The 14,740-nt window shown below is 70.3% G+C and carries 13 protein-coding genes and 1 pseudogene; 2 read left to right on the top strand and 12 right to left on the bottom strand.

Annotation, left to right across the window (positions count from 1 at the left end; genetic code table 11):
- Window positions 1-89: 89 nt before the first annotated feature.
- The 6 genes from QF037_RS38270 to QF037_RS38245 all read right to left on the bottom strand — a co-directional run bounded on the left by QF037_RS38270 (window position 90) and on the right by QF037_RS38245 (window position 5,290).
- Window positions 90-932, bottom strand: coding sequence for a Pro-rich N-terminal domain-containing protein (locus tag QF037_RS38270; RefSeq protein WP_307033275.1), 843 nt, complete (start codon window positions 930-932; stop codon window positions 90-92).
- Between the two features lie 164 nt (window positions 933-1,096).
- Window positions 1,097-2,188 (bottom strand): 3-dehydroquinate synthase, encoded by a 1,092-nt coding sequence (gene aroB, locus QF037_RS38265; RefSeq protein WP_307033273.1) that lies wholly within the window; start codon window positions 2,186-2,188, stop codon window positions 1,097-1,099.
- A complete protein-coding gene (locus QF037_RS38260; protein ID WP_307033270.1) occupies window positions 2,185-2,700 on the bottom strand; it encodes a shikimate kinase in 516 nt (171 codons plus the stop codon). The genes aroB and QF037_RS38260 overlap by 4 nt, the downstream gene beginning before the upstream one ends.
- Window positions 2,697-3,881: a chorismate synthase gene (gene aroC, locus QF037_RS38255; RefSeq protein WP_307033268.1), complete on the bottom strand. Its 1,185-nt coding sequence runs from the start codon at window positions 3,879-3,881 to the stop codon at window positions 2,697-2,699. The genes QF037_RS38260 and aroC overlap by 4 nt, the downstream gene beginning before the upstream one ends.
- 171 nt (window positions 3,882-4,052) lie before the next feature.
- Window positions 4,053-4,403 (bottom strand): hypothetical protein, encoded by a 351-nt coding sequence (locus tag QF037_RS38250; RefSeq protein ID WP_307033266.1) that lies wholly within the window; start codon window positions 4,401-4,403, stop codon window positions 4,053-4,055.
- A 47-nt stretch (window positions 4,404-4,450) separates the two neighbouring features.
- Window positions 4,451-5,290, bottom strand: coding sequence for a shikimate dehydrogenase (locus tag QF037_RS38245; RefSeq protein ID WP_307033264.1), 840 nt, complete (start codon window positions 5,288-5,290; stop codon window positions 4,451-4,453).
- 195 nt (window positions 5,291-5,485) lie between these two features.
- Here QF037_RS38245 and QF037_RS38240 point away from each other — a divergent pair, with 195 nt between their 5' ends.
- A complete protein-coding gene (locus tag QF037_RS38240; RefSeq protein WP_307033262.1) occupies window positions 5,486-5,929 on the top strand; it encodes a spore-associated protein A in 444 nt (147 codons plus the stop codon).
- A 58-nt stretch (window positions 5,930-5,987) separates the two neighbouring features.
- Here the strand turns inward: QF037_RS38240 and mltG are convergent, their stop codons facing one another.
- The 5 genes from mltG to QF037_RS38215 all read right to left on the bottom strand — a co-directional run bounded on the left by mltG (window position 5,988) and on the right by QF037_RS38215 (window position 11,786).
- A complete protein-coding gene (gene mltG / locus QF037_RS38235) occupies window positions 5,988-7,721 on the bottom strand; it encodes an endolytic transglycosylase MltG (protein WP_307033260.1) in 1,734 nt (577 codons plus the stop codon).
- Window positions 7,722-7,843: 122 nt separating this feature from the next.
- Window positions 7,844-8,308 carry a Holliday junction resolvase RuvX gene (ruvX, locus tag QF037_RS38230; protein ID WP_307037572.1) on the bottom strand — a complete coding sequence of 155 codons (465 nt, stop codon included), beginning with the start codon at window positions 8,306-8,308 and terminating at the stop codon, window positions 7,844-7,846.
- Between the two features lie 2 nt (window positions 8,309-8,310).
- Complete coding sequence (alaS, locus tag QF037_RS38225; protein WP_307033258.1) at window positions 8,311-10,983, bottom strand: alanine--tRNA ligase; 2,673 nt, start codon at window positions 10,981-10,983, stop codon at window positions 8,311-8,313.
- Window positions 10,983-11,342, bottom strand: coding sequence for a hypothetical protein (locus QF037_RS38220; RefSeq protein ID WP_307033256.1), 360 nt, complete (start codon window positions 11,340-11,342; stop codon window positions 10,983-10,985). Before QF037_RS38220 ends, alaS begins: the two co-directional genes overlap by 1 nt.
- Before the next feature lie 9 nt (window positions 11,343-11,351).
- Window positions 11,352-11,786 (bottom strand): DUF948 domain-containing protein, encoded by a 435-nt coding sequence (locus QF037_RS38215; RefSeq protein ID WP_046260067.1) that lies wholly within the window; start codon window positions 11,784-11,786, stop codon window positions 11,352-11,354.
- 160 nt (window positions 11,787-11,946) lie between these two features.
- Between QF037_RS38215 and QF037_RS38210 the strand changes: the two are divergent.
- Window positions 11,947-14,011, top strand: a pseudogene (locus QF037_RS38210) (ATP-binding protein).
- A gap of 29 nt (window positions 14,012-14,040) precedes the next feature.
- On the opposite strand, the gene rpsD reads toward QF037_RS38210, so the two are convergent.
- On the bottom strand, window positions 14,041-14,655 hold the full coding sequence (gene rpsD / locus QF037_RS38205; RefSeq protein WP_266833177.1) for a 30S ribosomal protein S4: 615 nt from the start codon (window positions 14,653-14,655) through the stop codon (window positions 14,041-14,043).
- Window positions 14,656-14,740 lie beyond the last annotated feature (85 nt).

Raw genomic sequence — 14,740 nt, 5'->3', positions numbered from 1 at the left:
CGTTCGGGGGACGGGGTGCCTCTAGAAGGTTGCATGCCGACTGACGGCGGGTGGGGGCTGGTCGCGCAGTTCCCCGCGCTCCTTAGGTGTCACCAGCTAGGCGGGCTTGCAATGGACCGGGCCAATACGTCGTCCAGTACCCGCGCCGTCTGGGGGACGTCCAACTGGGAATTGTCGATGATCGGCAAGCCGGAGCCGTACCAGCCCGCCATGCGGCCGTGGATGCGGGCGACCTCCTCGTCCGTGAGGCGGCGGTTGCCGGAGCGTTCCGCGTTGCGTTCCAGGACGATCTCCAGGCCCGGCAGCAGGACCACCGGCAGCAGCCCCGGACCCACGTGCCGCTTCCAGCCGCCGAGGCCCACGACCGGCCGGTCCGGGAAGACGGCGTCGTCGAGGATGCAGGAGATGCCGTTGGCGAGGAAGTTGCGGGCGGCGAAGCCACAGGTGCGGCGGGCGAGGCGGTACTGGGCCTCGGAGTGGTCGTTCCAGCCGGACTGGGGGTCGGCGAAGCCCGAGCGGACCCATTCGCGGACGTCGTCGAGGCTGATGTGGGCGGTGGGGACCCTGCGGTGGTCCGCCCAGTACTTGGCGACGCTCGTCTTGCCGGCGCCCGCCGGGCCGATCAGCAGCACCGCGAGGGTCGTGCCGGCCGGGTCGGGCGCGACCGCGGCGGACGGGGTCGCGGGGACGGCGACGGGGCCGCCGGGGGGCAGCGGCACATGGCCGGTGGTGTCCGGGGCCGGAGGAACCGGCGGATGGGGAGGCTGTGGGGCGAAGCCCGGTGCCGGGGGCGGCGGGGGCACCGAGGCGGATGCCTGGTGTGCACCCGGGTGGGGGGCACCCGGGTGGTGTGCGGCCGGCGACCAGCCGACGGCCGGTCCGTGCCCCGGCTGGTGGGGCGGCGGCAGCGGAGAACCCACTGCGTGCTGCATCCGGTGCCACTCCGTCTCGTACAGGCAATTGGCGCTGGCAGCAGGGCACGAACCCCGCTCCTTACCGAACGGTACCGTCCCCGGCCGCCGTTTGGTGAACGGCCGGGGACGGCCCTAAGTGCCCGTGCCCGTAAGGCAAATCGGACGGATGGCGCCTGTACGGACTACTCGCCCACCTCGCCGTACGCGGCGAGCAGCACGGCCGGGTCGGGGCCCTCCAGGACGGTGGGCTTGCCCAGTCCGTCCAGGACGATGAAGCGCAGCAGGTCGCCGCGGGACTTCTTGTCGACCTTCATGTTCTCCAGCAGCTTGGGCCACTGGTCGTAGCGGTAGTGCAGCGGCAGGCCGACCGACTCCAGGACCGTGCGGTGACGGTCCGCCGTGGCGTCGTCCAACCGGCCCGCGACACGGCCGAGTTCGGCCGCGAAGTGCATGCCCACGGCGACGGCGGCGCCGTGCCGCCACTTGTACCGCTCGTTCTTCTCGATGGCGTGGGCCAGCGTGTGGCCGTAGTTGAGGATCTCCCGCAGCCCCGACTCCTTCAGGTCCGCGGAGACGACCTCGGCCTTGACCCGGATGGCCCGCTCGATCAGCTCGGACGTGTGCGGGCCCGCCGGGGTGCGCGCGGCCTCGGGGTCGGACTCGATGAGGTCCAGGATCACCGGATCGGCGATGAAGCCCGCCTTGATGATCTCCGCGAGTCCGGAGACGTAGTCGTTGACCGGCAGGGACTCCAGCGCGGCCAGGTCGCACAGCACACCGGCCGGCGGGTGGAAGGCCCCGACGAGGTTCTTGCCCTCGGCGGTGTTGATGCCGGTCTTGCCGCCGACGGCCGCGTCCACCATCGCCAGGACGGTGGTGGGGATCGCGATCCAGCGCACGCCGCGCAGCCAGGTCGCGGCCACGAAACCGGCCAGGTCGGTGGTCGCGCCGCCGCCGACGCCCACGACGACGTCGGTGCGGGTGAAGCCGGACTGGCCCAGCGCCTTCCAGCAGTAGGCGGCGACCTCGGCGGTCTTGGCCTCCTCGGCGTTGGGCACCTGGATGGCGACCGTCTCGAAGCCCTGCTCGGCGAGGTCGGCCCGCAGCGCCTCACCGGTCTCGGCGAGCGCCTCGGGGTGGACGACCGCGACCCGCTTGGCCTTGGGACCGATCAACGCGCCGAGCTCGCCCAGGAGTTGACGGCCCACCAGGACCTCGTACGGCTCGCTGCCCGCGGTGCCGCCGACCTGGATCCGCGTCGCTGCCTCGCTCATGCTTCCTTCAACTCCAGTGCGTCCAGGGCGGCTTGGGTGACTTCTTCGGGCGTACGGCCGTCCGTGGCGACGACCGCCGTGGCGATCCCCTCGTACAGGTGCCGCCGGGCCTCCATCAGCTCGCGCCACTGCTTGCGCGGGTTGACCGCGAGCAGCGGACGGGCGGCGTTGAGTCCGGTGCGCTGGACCGCCTCCTCGACGTCCATCGAGAGGTAGACGACCCGCTGTCCGGCGAGGAGCGCGCGGGTGTCCTCGTCGAGGATCGAGCCGCCGCCGAGGGCGAGGACACCGTCGTGCTCGGTGAGCGCCCGGCGCACGGCGGCCTTCTCGATCGCCCGGAAGACCGGCTCACCCTCGTCGACGAAGATCTCGGCGATGGTCCGGCCCTGCTCGGCGACGATGTCGTCGTCCGTGTCCCGGTAGCCGACGCCCAGCCGCGCGGCCAGCAGCTGCCCGACGGTGGACTTGCCCACGCCCATCGGGCCGACGAGCACCACCTGCGGACGGGTCATCGGATGGCCAGGTTCTCGAGGTACGACCGGACGTTCCGGCGGGTCTCGGGCACCGAGTCGCCGCCGAACTTCTCCGCCACCGCGTCCGCGAGGACCAGGGCGACCATGGCCTCGGCGACGATGCCCGCGGCGGGCACCGCGGAGACGTCGGAGCGCTGGTGGTGGGCCTGGGCGGCCTCGCCGGTGGTGACGTCCACGGTCTGCAGGGCGCGCGGGACGGTCGCGATCGGCTTCATCGCGGCACGTACGCGCAGCAGCTCGCCCGTGCTCAGACCGCCCTCGGTGCCGCCGGAGCGGCCGGAGACGCGGCGGATGCCCTCGGGCGTGTTGACGATCTCGTCGTGCGCCTTGGAGCCGGGCACCCGCGCCAGCTCGAAACCATCACCGAGCTCGACGCCCTTGATGGCCTGGATACCCATGAGCGCACCGGCCAGGCGGGCGTCCAGCTTGCGGTCCCAGTGCACATGCGAGCCGAGGCCCACCGGGACGCCGTAGGCCAGGATCTCGACCACGCCGCCGAGGGTATCACCGTCCTTGTGGGCCTGGTCGACCTCGGCCACCATCGCCTTCGACGTGTCCGCGTCCAGGCAGCGCAGCGGGTCGGCGTCCAGCTTCTCGACATCGGCCGGGGTCGGGTACACACCCTGCGGGGCCTTCACGGAGCACAGCTCGACGACGTGGCTGACGATCTCGATGCCGGCCGTCTCCTTGAGGTACGACCGGGCCACCGCGCCCAGCGCCACACGCGCCGCGGTCTCGCGGGCGGAGGCGCGCTCCAGGATCGGGCGGGCCTCGTCGAAGCCGTACTTCTGCATGCCGGCGAGGTCGGCGTGGCCGGGGCGCGGGCGGGTCAGCGGCGCGTTGCGCGCGAGTCCGGCCAGGATCTCCGGGTCGATGGGGTCGGGAGCCATGACCTGCTCCCACTTGGGCCACTCGGTGTTGCCCACCATGATCGCGACCGGGGAGCCGAGGGTGAGGCCGTGCCGGACGCCGCCGAGGAAGGTGACCTGGTCCTGCTCGAACTTCATCCGCGCGCCGCGTCCATAACCGAGGCGGCGCCGGGCAAGGTGGTCCGCCACCATCTCCGTGGTGATCGGCACGCCGGCGGGAAGACCCTCCAGCGTCGCGACGAGTGCGGGGCCGTGGGACTCCCCCGCGGTCAGCCAGCGCAACCTGCTCAACGGTGCTCCTCAGTGCTCGCGCCCTCGTACTGCCCTGCGTACACGCGTCCTCGCGTACGGCAATGGCGCGACCGGGTGCGCGGCCCCGGCCCGCCACCTTCGATCCTCCCATGTCCGGCACGCTCCTCCCGCCGCTGGTCCATCAGGCGGACGGATGCGCACCGCAACGGCTCAGACGGAACCGTTCCCCTGCCGGTTCTGCGGCGCGTAGGCCCCCAGGAAGTCGGCACCGCTCTGCTGGGCGGGCGCCGGCTGCGGCAGCATCGGCGCCTGCTGGGGCGCGTACGCACCGAGATGGTCGGCGCCGCTGCGCTGCCCGTACTGCGCCGCCGCGTGGACCGGCTGCCCGTTGCGCACGGCCCGCCGGTAGTCGATCTTGCGCTTGAGCTTGACGCCCCAGGACACGAACACCGCGAGCACGACCAGGGCGATCACCGTGATCTGCACCCAGTCGGGCATGAACTTCAGTACGGCTTCGAATATCTCGCTCTTGCCGGATGCCAGCTGCACGCCTGCGGACACGTCTGTACTCCCCTCCCGGTTCCGCCCCCTGCGGAACCCGGAGGATCCTAGCGGGCAGCCAGCGCGCGCTCGCCCGCTTTTCGCATGGCCGCCAGCGGGGCCCGGGCACAGCCCGTCATCTGCTCGACCTGCAGCACCGCCTGGTGCACCAGCAGGTCGAGTCCGCTGACCACGGCCCCGCCGAACATGGACCAGCGGGCCGCGAGCTCGGTGGGCCACGGCTCGTAGAGCACGTCGAAGAGGGTGGTGGGCCGCTCGGGTACAGCGGCGGCCAGGGCGTCCGTCGTGCCGGCCGGGGTGGTGGCGATCACCAGGGGGCGGTGCAGCGCGTCGGCGGCGTCGGCCCAGTCCTCGGTACGCACCTCGACGTCAAGTCGCTCGCCCCACTGCCGCATCTCGGCGGCCCTGGCCTCGCTGCGGACGTAGACCACGACCTCACCGGCGCAGACCCGGGCCAGCGCGGCCAGCGCGGAGGACGCGGTGGCGCCCGCACCGAGGATCGCGGCGGAATCCACCTGTTCAATGCCGTGTTCACGCAGGGCGGCGACCATCCCGGGGATGTCGGTGTTGTCGCCGACGCGGCGGCCGTCCTCGGTGAACACGAGGGTGTTGACCGCCCCGACCGAGGAGGCGGTCTCGCTGACCTCGTCGAGCAGCGGGATGACGGCCCGCTTCAGCGGCATGGTCAGCGACAGCCCGGCCCACTCCGGGCCCAGGTCCGCGACGAACCCGGGCAGGGCGGCCTCATCGATGTCGAAGCGGTCGTACGACCAGTGGGTGAGCCCCAGTTCCTCGTACGCGGCGCGGTGCAGCACCGGCGAGAGGGAATGGTCGATGGGCGAACCGAGCACGGCGGCCCGGCGGGTGTCAGTGGCCCGAGCTGTCATTGAACCTGTCCTTGAGCCTCGCGAATCCGCCCTGCGGCGTCTGCGGATTCGGTCCGTTTCCCGACGTCGGCCCCCAGTCGACCAATTATCCGAAAATCGCCACCCGGCGTCCGGAAACCCGCTGTCTGACGACCCCTCCGGATCGTATCGTCCCTCGCGTCTTGATCCTTTGTCAGTGAGGACACTCCAACCACCATGAGACACGTTCTGAGAGCAGTCGTGGCGATCTGCGCCGCCCTGGGCATCTCCCTGGCGTTCACGGGCTCGGCACAGGCGGCGAGCAACCCGGTCACCGTCTGCGGTTCGGGCTACTACGTCCAGTCGTCCCACGAGCTTGGCCTGTACCTGGAGACCGGCGGGCCGCAGGCGATCGTGTACCTGCTCTACAACTCCTCGACCGGCTACAACTGCGCGGTCACCGTCGTCACCGGCGAGCAGATCGGCAACCCCGTCAACGTCGGCATCCGCGCCGAGGGCGGCGCCTGGATCAACGACCCCGGCAACTACAACTCCTACGCAGGCCCCGTGCGCGTGAAGGCCGCGGGCAAGTGCGTGCAGTACATGGGGTCGACCCGCTGGTGGAGCTCTTCGTCTCCGTACACCGACACGTACACGAGCCCGCTGGGCTGGTGCGGCTGACGGAGCGGCCGAACCGTTGGGCCCCGGGGTGGACTCCCGCCCCGGGGCCCAACCGTTGTCAGTCCTCGTTCCTCGACGCGTTGAACTGCTGGACCAGTTTGTCGTGCTCCGCGAGCGTCTTGGTGAACTTGCTGGTCTTGCCGTCCAGCGAGATGAAGTAGTACCAGCCCTGCTTCGTCGGGTTGAGCGCTCCCTTGAGCGCCTCCGCACCGGGGTTGTCGATGGGCCCGGGGGGCAGTCCCTTGACGTAGTACGTGTTGTAAGGGTTGTTGTACTGCTTCAGCTCGGCGACCGTCAGATCGATCTTGCTCTGGTTCTTGATGTAGTTGTACGTGGAGTCGAACTCCAGGGAGCCGTACGTCTGCGGGTTCCCGGGCTTGAGCCGGTTGTAGACGACCTCGGCCATCTTGCGGAAGTCGTCGTGGCTGGTGCCCTCGGCCTGCGCGAGGCTCGCCACGGTGAGCAGCTCCCAGGGACCGTCGAGGCCCAGGCCCTCCGCCTTCTTCTCCAGGCCGAGTTCCTCGTACGTGTCGTTCGCCCGGGAGACCATCTCCTTGAGGACGGTCTCCGGCTTCTGCCCTTTGCTGGCCGCGTAGGCGGAGGGGTAGAGGAACCCTTCGAGCGGGTCCTTCAGTTCGGAGTGGCCCAGCGCCCAGTCGGGCAGCCCGAACTCCTTGTACTTCTGCTTCGCGACCTTCGCCGTGGTGCCCTTGTCGAGGTCGAGGCGCTTGTCGATAGCCGCGTAGACCTTTGAATTGCGCTGGCCTTCGGTGACGATCAGGTTGTTCTTGCTCTTGGGGTCGAGCATCAGCGCCACGGCGCTCTCGGCGGACATCTCCTTGTTCAGGAGGTAGGAGCCGGCCTGGATGCTGCCCGAGTTGTCGTTCTGGGTGAACGCGGACACGAACGCGTCCACGCTCTTCACGACGCCGGCCTTCTCAAGGAGCCGCCCGATCTCCGCGCCGTTGGCACCCTTCGGGACGGTGACGGCCACCGTCGAACTCGTTCCGTCACCCGCGAAGTCCGGAGCCGAGGAGAAACGATCCTTGTAGAACTGGTAGCCGAAATAGCCCACGCCACCGACCCCGCCGCCGAACACCAGCAGGACCACCAGGCACGCGCAGCCGCTGCGCCGTTTCTTCGGTTTCTTGCCGCCGCGGCCCCTGCGGTCGCCGCGTCCGCCCTGGTCGTCGGTGTCCTCGGTATCGTCCTCGTCGTCACCGCCGCCCGCGAAGAAGGCGTGTTCGCCCTGGTCGGGGCCGGGATCCCAGTCCGTCCGCTGCGGTTCCGGCTCGGTGCGCCGGCGACTCGGCGGCTCCGGCGGCGGGTAGGCGTCGGGGGTGCCGTAGTAGTCCGGCTGCTCCCCGGTGCCGTACGCGGCGGCCTGCTGACCGTAGGGGTCCGACGGGTCCGTGTACTGGACGTGCGTGTGCGTCCCGGTGCCCCAGCCGTTGTTGTCGTACTGCTGCTGGGGCTGCTGGTGCTGCTGGGGCGCGTACTGCTGCTGGTCGTAGTTCTGATTCGGGTCGTACTGCTGCTGGTCGTACTGCTGCGGGTACTGCTGCTGCGCCTGACCGGGATCGCCCTGCTGGCCGGCGCCCCAGTCGCCGTACTCCGACTGCTGCGGCTGCTGCGGCTGCTGCGGCTGCTGCGGATAGTGCTGCGGCTGGCCGCCGTAGGCAGCTTGTTGGCCGGCGTGGCCCTGCTGCCCTTCCCATCCGCCGTCCCCGTAATACGGGTCCTGCGGATGCCACGGTTCGGAGCCTTCCTGGCCCCGGCCATACTCAGTCATCGATCCCCTCGAGCCGCGAGGCGGCGGTCGCGCGGCTTGTGGCCCGGCATCAGTTCCGCCTCTCTCTGTGCGGCATCTGTTCGAACAGCGCCGCAGTCGCGCGGAACGTTACCGTATCGCGATCAGATGACCACTTCGACGCTCTCTCCGGGTGCTTTACCTGACACCCGTTCGGATTCGAGCGCCTGCTGGAGGATGATCACCGCGGCGGCCTGGTCGATGACGGAGCGGCCCTTCTTGGATTTCACACCCGAGGCGCGCAGTCCCTGGCTGGCCGTCACCGTGGTCATCCGCTCGTCCAGCAGCCTCACCGGTATCGGCGCGATGCCCTTGGCGAGCTCCTGGGCGAAGGCCCTGACCTTCACCGCGGCCGGGCCCTCGCCCCCCTTGAGGGAGCGAGGGAGTCCGACGACGACCTCGATCGGCTCGTACTCCTCGACGATCTGCTTCAGCCGTCGATGGGCGGCCGGGACGTCCCGGCCTGGGACCGTCTCCACCGGGGTGGCGAGGATCCCGTCGGGGTCGCACGAGGCGACCCCGATGCGGGCGTCCCCGACGTCGATGGCGAGTCGGCGGCCTCTGCGCATCGTCACTTCGCGGTGTCCGTGACCAGACGCTCGACGGCCTCGACGGCCTCGCCGATCGCAGCCGGGTTCTGGCCGCCGCCCTGGGCGACGTCCGGCTTGCCGCCACCGCCGCCACCGAGGGTCTTGGCGGCCGCGCGGACCAGCTCGCCGGCCTTGAGGCCACGCTCACGGGCGGCCTCGTTGGTGGCGATGACCGTGAGCGGCTTGCCGTTGACCGTGGTGAACAGCGCCACGACGGCGGCCCGGCCGCCCTGGATGCGGCCGCGTACGTCGAGGACCAGCTTGCGCAGGTCGTCGGCGGTGGTGCCGTCCGGGACCTGACCGGTGACGAGGGCGATGCCGCGGACGTCCTTGGCGGACTCGGCGAGACCGCCCGCGGCCTGCAGGACCTTCTCGGCGCGGAACTTCTCGATCTCCTTCTCGGCGTCCTTCAGCTTGCCGAGCATGGCGGAGACCTTCTCCGGGAGCTCCTCCGGGCGGCCCTTGATCAGCTCCTGGAGCTGGGCGACGACCGTGTGCTCACGGGCGAGGAAGTTGTAGGCGTCGACGCCGACGAGGGCCTCGATACGGCGCACACCCGAGCCGATCGACGACTCGCCGAGCAGCTTGACCAGGCCGAGCTGCGAGGTGTTGTGCACATGGGTGCCGCCGCACAGCTCCTTGGAGAAGTCGCCGATGGTCACGACGCGGACGCGCTCGCCGTACTTCTCGCCGAACTCGGCGATGGCGCCCTGCTTCTTGGCCTCGTCGAGGCTCAGGATCTCGGCGTGCACATCGAGGTCGCGGGCGAGCACCTCGTTGATCTTCTGCTCGACGTCGGTCATGACGGCCGTGGGAACGGCGGACGGAGAGCCGAAGTCGAAGCGGAAGCGACCGGGCTGGTTCTCGGAACCGGCCTGGGCGGCCGTCGGGCCGAGCGCGTCGCGCAGGGCCTGGTGGGTGAGGTGGGTGGCCGAGTGGGCGCGGGCGATGGCCGTACGGCGGCGGGAGTCGATCGAGGCGTGGGCCTTGGCACCGACGGTGACCTCACCGAACTGGACGACCCCCTTGTGGACGTAGACGCCCGGGACCGGCTTCTGGCAGTCGCGGATCTCGATGACGGCACCGGAGTCGACCTTGATCTTGCCGGTGTCGCCGATCTGGCCGCCGCCCTCGGCGTAGAACGGGGTGCGGTCCAGGACGATCTCGACCTCGTCGCCCTCGGTGGCGGCCGGGGAGGAGGTGCCGTCGACGAGGATGCCGACGATCGTGGACTCGCCGTCAGTGTCCGCGTAGCCGATGAACTCGGTCTCGCCGACCTTGTCCGCGATCTCGCGGTAGGCGCCGGCGCCGGCGTGGCCGGTCTTCTTGGCCTGCGCGTCGGCCTTGGCGCGCTCCCGCTGCTCCTTCATCAGACGCCGGAAGCCGTCCTCGTCCACGGACAGCCCCTGCTCGGCGGCCATCTCCAGGGTGAGGTCGATCGGGAAGCCCCAGGTGTCGTGGAGCAGGAACGCCTTGTCGCCGGACAGGACCGTGCCACCGGCCTGCCTGGTCTCGGTGACGGCGGTGTCGAGGATGTTCGTGCCGCCCTTGAGGGCCTTGAGGAACGCGTTCTCCTCGGCGACGGCGACCTTCTCGATCCGCTCGCGGTCGGTGACGAGCTCGGGGTACTGCCGGCCCATCATGGCGATCACGGTGTCGATCAGGTCGAGCACGACCGGACCGGTGGCGCCGAGCAGCCGCATGTTGCGGATGGCGCGGCGCATGATGCGGCGCAGGACGTAGCCACGGCCCTCGTTGCCGGGGGTCACACCGTCGCCGATGAGCATCACGGACGTCCGCATGTGGTCGGTGACCACGCGCAGGGAGACGTCCGACGCGTGGGCGTCGCCGTACGCGACGCCCGTCAGCTCGGTGGCCTTCTTGATGACGGCCATGGAGGTGTCGATCTCGTACATGTTCTGCACGCCCTGCAGAATCATCGCGAGCCGCTCGAGGCCGAGGCCCGTGTCGATGTTCTTGCTGGGGAGCTCGCCGAGGATCTCGAAGTTGTCCTTGCCGATGCCCTCGCCGCGCTCGTACTGCATGAAGACGAGGTTCCAGATCTCCACGTACCGCTCGTCGTTGACGGCGGGGCCGCCCGCGACGCCGAACTCGGGGCCGCGGTCGTAGTTGATCTCGGAACAGGGGCCACAGGGTCCGGGGACGCCCATGGACCAGTAGTTGTCCTTCATGCCGAGGCGCTGGATGCGCTCCTTGGGCACGCCGATGATCTCGTTCCAGATGCGCTCGGCCTCGTCGTCGTCCTTGTAGACGGTGATCCAGAGCTTCTCCGGCTCCAGGCCGTAACCACCCTTGTCCTGGGGGCTGGTGAGCAGCTCCCAGGCGTACTTGATGGCGCCTTCCTTGAAGTAGTCGCCGAAGGAGAAGTTGCCGCACATCTGGAAGAACGTGCCGTGCCGGGTGGTCTTGCCGACCTCTTCGATGTCGGGCGTGCGCACGCACTTCTGCACGCTGGTGGCGCGCGCCCACGGCGGCTTGACCTCACCGAGGAAGTAGGGCTTGAAGGGGACCATGCCGGCGGGGACCAGGAGCAGAGTCGGGTCGTCCGCGATGAGCGACGCCGAAGGGACGACGGTGTGACCGCGCTCCTCGTAGAAGCTCAGCCAGCGGCGGCGGATCTCGGCCGACTCCATCAGTGGTCCTCGTTTCGGTTGTACGGGTACGTCCGGTACGTCGATCCCTCGACGTACTTCGGGTTGTTGCGGTTCTCGATGGCGGTGTACCGCCGGGGCGCGGGGACTTCGGGGTCGACCGGGGCGTTCAGCCCCAGTGCGTCGCCCAGTTCTTCTTCCCGCTGGGCCATGTTGTCGCGGACGTCGAGCGCGAAGCCCACCGCGCGGTCCTTGATGCGGTGACCGGCCTCGAGCGCCTTGTTCGCCGCCGTCGCGGCGAGGCTCTCGGGGGTCAGCTGCCTCAGCTTGCGGTTGACCTTGGTGGTGGCCCACACACCGGCGGCGACGCCCGTGCTGAACCAGAACGTACGGCGGAACATCGCTAGGTCTCAGTCCTTCTTCCGCTTGCTCCGTCGTGACGCCGGAACGGTGCGGCCCACGATCACGGTACGCCGGGGTGCCTTGGCGGGCACGTCGTCCTTGCGGCCGCTGATCGCTCTGCGCACGCCGTATCCGAAGGCCGCGACCTTGACCAGGGGGCCGCCGAAGGTGGAGGCGACGGTGGTGGACAGGGCGGAGGCGTTGGAGGTGACCTCCTGGACGTCCGAGGCGATCGCGTCCACCCGATCGATCTGGGTCTGCGCGGAGCGGACCGCCGAGGAGGCGTCCGCCAGGAGCGGGACGGCCTGGTCGGTCACGTCCGCCACCAGCTTGGTGGTCGCCCTGAGCGTCTGGGCCAGCCTCGCCAGCGCGACGGCGAGGAAGGAGACCAGGATCGCCCAGAAGACGGCCACCAGGATCCCGGCCACCTCGCCACCGGACACCGCGCACCCGCTCCCTGTACGTGCCTGAACATCGAAAAAGTCGTGCAGTGAGCCTATCGCGCCGCGGGCGGGCCTCCGCACCGGTATTACCGTGCGCGCGAGGCCGCGTCGCGCGGAGCGATTGTACGGACCGAACACGCTTCAGTACGCTCCGCGTTCCATGCGTGACGATCGGCTCCGCGACGGCAATCTCCCCCTCGAACTGGACGCGTTCGTGGGTCGCTCGGCCGAACTCGCCGCACTCTCGCTGGCTCTGGAGAGCTCGCGACTGGTGACCCTGACCGGCCCCGGCGGCATCGGCAAATCCCGGCTGGCGGCACGGGCGGCGCTGCGGGACGGGGCGTGGCGGGTCGATCTGGCGTCGGTGCGCGATCCGGAGTTCGTCGACTTCGCGGTCGTGGAGGCGCTGGGGCTGACCGACCACACCGCCCGGCTGCCGCGCGAGATCCTGCTGGCACACCTGGCGCGGCCGGGGCGTGAACTCCTGCTGGTTCTCGACGGGTTCGAGCACTTGGTGGACGTCTGCGCCGAGCTGGTGACCGATCTGCTGCACCGGGCGCCGGGGCTGAGGGTGCTCGCCGTGGGCCGTCGGCTGCTGTCGGTGGCGGGCGAGCGGGTGTTCGCGCTGGAGCCGCTCACCGAGGCCGAGGCCGTGGAGCTCTTCGTGGACCGGGCGGACCGGCAGGGCAGTGTCCGTCGCCGCCGATCCCGACGTACGGGACTGTGCCGGCGCCTCGGCGGCATCCCGCTCGCCGTGGAGCTGGCCGCCGGGCGGCTGCGGGCCCTGCCCCCGGTCAGTTGCTGGAGCGGCTCGACGACCGGTTCCGGCTGCTGACCGGCGGGGGGCGGGACACTCTGCCCTGGGCATCGGACGCTGCGTACGACGATCGGCTGGAGCCATGAGCTGTGCACGCCTCCGGAGCGGCTGCTGTGGTCACGCCTCTCGGTGTTCGCGGGGCTGTTCGACCTGGAGGCCGTGGAGTACGTGTAGAGGCCGCGTCGTTGCGGCAAGGCCGGAGACGACGTTGGTGCTGACCTGCTGGGCCTGCTTCGCCGTCGTCTCCGGCCTCGACGGGCGTGCGCTACCGGATGCTGGACACAGTCCGGGCGTACGGCGCCGAGTGGCTGGAGGCGACCGGGGACGCGGACCGGCTGCGGCTACGGCACCGCGACTGGTAGCTGGGCCTGGCGACCTGGTGCGAGCTGGACTGGTTCTCCCCGCGGCAGGCCGAGGTGGCCGCCCGTATCGACGCGGAGCTGCCGAATCTGCGCAGCGCCCTGGAGCACTGCCTCGGCGACCCTGACGAGGCACATCTGGGCCAGTACCTGGCGGGTTCGCTCTGGTTCTTCTGGGTCGGCTGCGGACGACTGTCGGAGGGCCGGCACTGGCTGGAGCGGGCCGTGCGGCTGGAGTCCGACAACGAACTGCCCCGGCTCAAGACCCTGTGGGTGCTCGGCTACGTCGCGATCCTCCAGGGCGACACGGTGCCGGCGCCGGCCGCACTCCATGAGTGCCGGGAAGAGGCGGAGCGGTCCGCGAACCCGACGGCGGTGGCGTACGCCGAGCACCGCACCGGCTGTCTGGCCCTGGTCAGCGACGACATGGCCCGCGCGGAGACGCTGCTGCGCTCGGCGCTGGAGCGTTACCAGGAGATCGGCGAGCTCAACAGCAACGTCCTGATGGGTCAGGTCGAGCTGGCGATGACGCGCGCGTTCCAGGGCGATCTGCCGGAGGCGTACGGCTGTGCCAGGACGTCCGCCGGGTCTGCGAGGACCACGGCGAGGGCTGGACCAGGTCGTACGCGCTGTATGTGCTGGCGTACGCGGCGTGGAGCGAGGGCGATCTGATGGCGGGCCCGCACGCTGCTGACCGACTGTCTGGGCGCCGCCCACGCCTTCCACGATCTGCTCGGCTCGGTGCTGACGATCGAACTGCTGGCGCTGGTCACGGCGGCCAGGGGTGATACAGCGGAGGCCGCGGTGCTGCAGGGCGCCGCCGCCTCGATATGGCCCTCGGTGGGCCTGCCGCTGTTCGGCTCCGCTACGCGGAGTGCGTGCGGACGGGGGGCTGGCTCGGCCGGGACGCTGCCGTGGCCCGGGCGCTGGGGCGGAGTCCGCGGGCGTTGCCCGTGCCGCGCGGACCGGCACGGCACGCTCAGGGTGGCGTCGGCATGCAGGAACCCGCCGCCTCGCCCACCCGCAAGGGTGGGGAGACGGCGGGCTGAGTGGTGCGTGTGCTACGTCCGGCTGGTGATCAGCGGGCGTAGTACTCGACGACGAGCTGCTCGTCGCAGATCACCGGGATCTCCTTGCGGTTCGGCTCGCGGTCCAGGCGGAACGCCAGGGCGCCGAGGTTCACCTGGAGGTAGCGCGGGGTCTCACCGTCGGGGGCGAACCCACCGGCGCGGGCGACCTCGAACAGCGTCTTGCTGCGGCTGCGCTCGCGGACCATCACGACGTCGTCGGGACGGACGCGGAACGACGGCTTGTCGACCTTGCCGCCGTTGACCTCGATGTGACCGTGGACGACCATCTGGCGGGCCTGGTAGATCGTGCGGGCGATGCCCGAACGCAGGACCAGCGCGTCGAGACGGCGCTCGAGCTCGATGATCAGGGCCTCACCGGTCTTGCCCTGCACCTTGGAGGCACGCTCGTAGGCGCGGACGAGCTGACGCTCGGACACGTCGTACTGCGCACGCAGACGCTGCTTCTCGAGCAGACGGACCTTGTAGTCCGAGTTCTGCTTGCGGCCACGGCCGTGCTCACCCGGGGGGTAGGGGCGGGCCTCGAAGTACTTGACGGCCTTCGGGGTCAGCGCGATGCCGAGGGCACGCGACTTCTTGACCTTGGGGCGGGACTGGTTCGCCACAATCTCTCATTTCTCAGTGTTCGGCTCGTCAGGGTTGAGGGAGGTCGCATCCGCAGCCGGGGAAACCCTCCGGGTCCGTTGCCGG

The sequence above is a fragment of the Streptomyces canus genome (genome assembly GCF_030815415.1).
GTDB classification, from domain to species: domain Bacteria; phylum Actinomycetota; class Actinomycetes; order Streptomycetales; family Streptomycetaceae; genus Streptomyces; species Streptomyces canus_F.
Note: the sequence above shows the minus strand (reverse complement) of the source record. Positions and strands in the feature narration are given on the sequence as shown.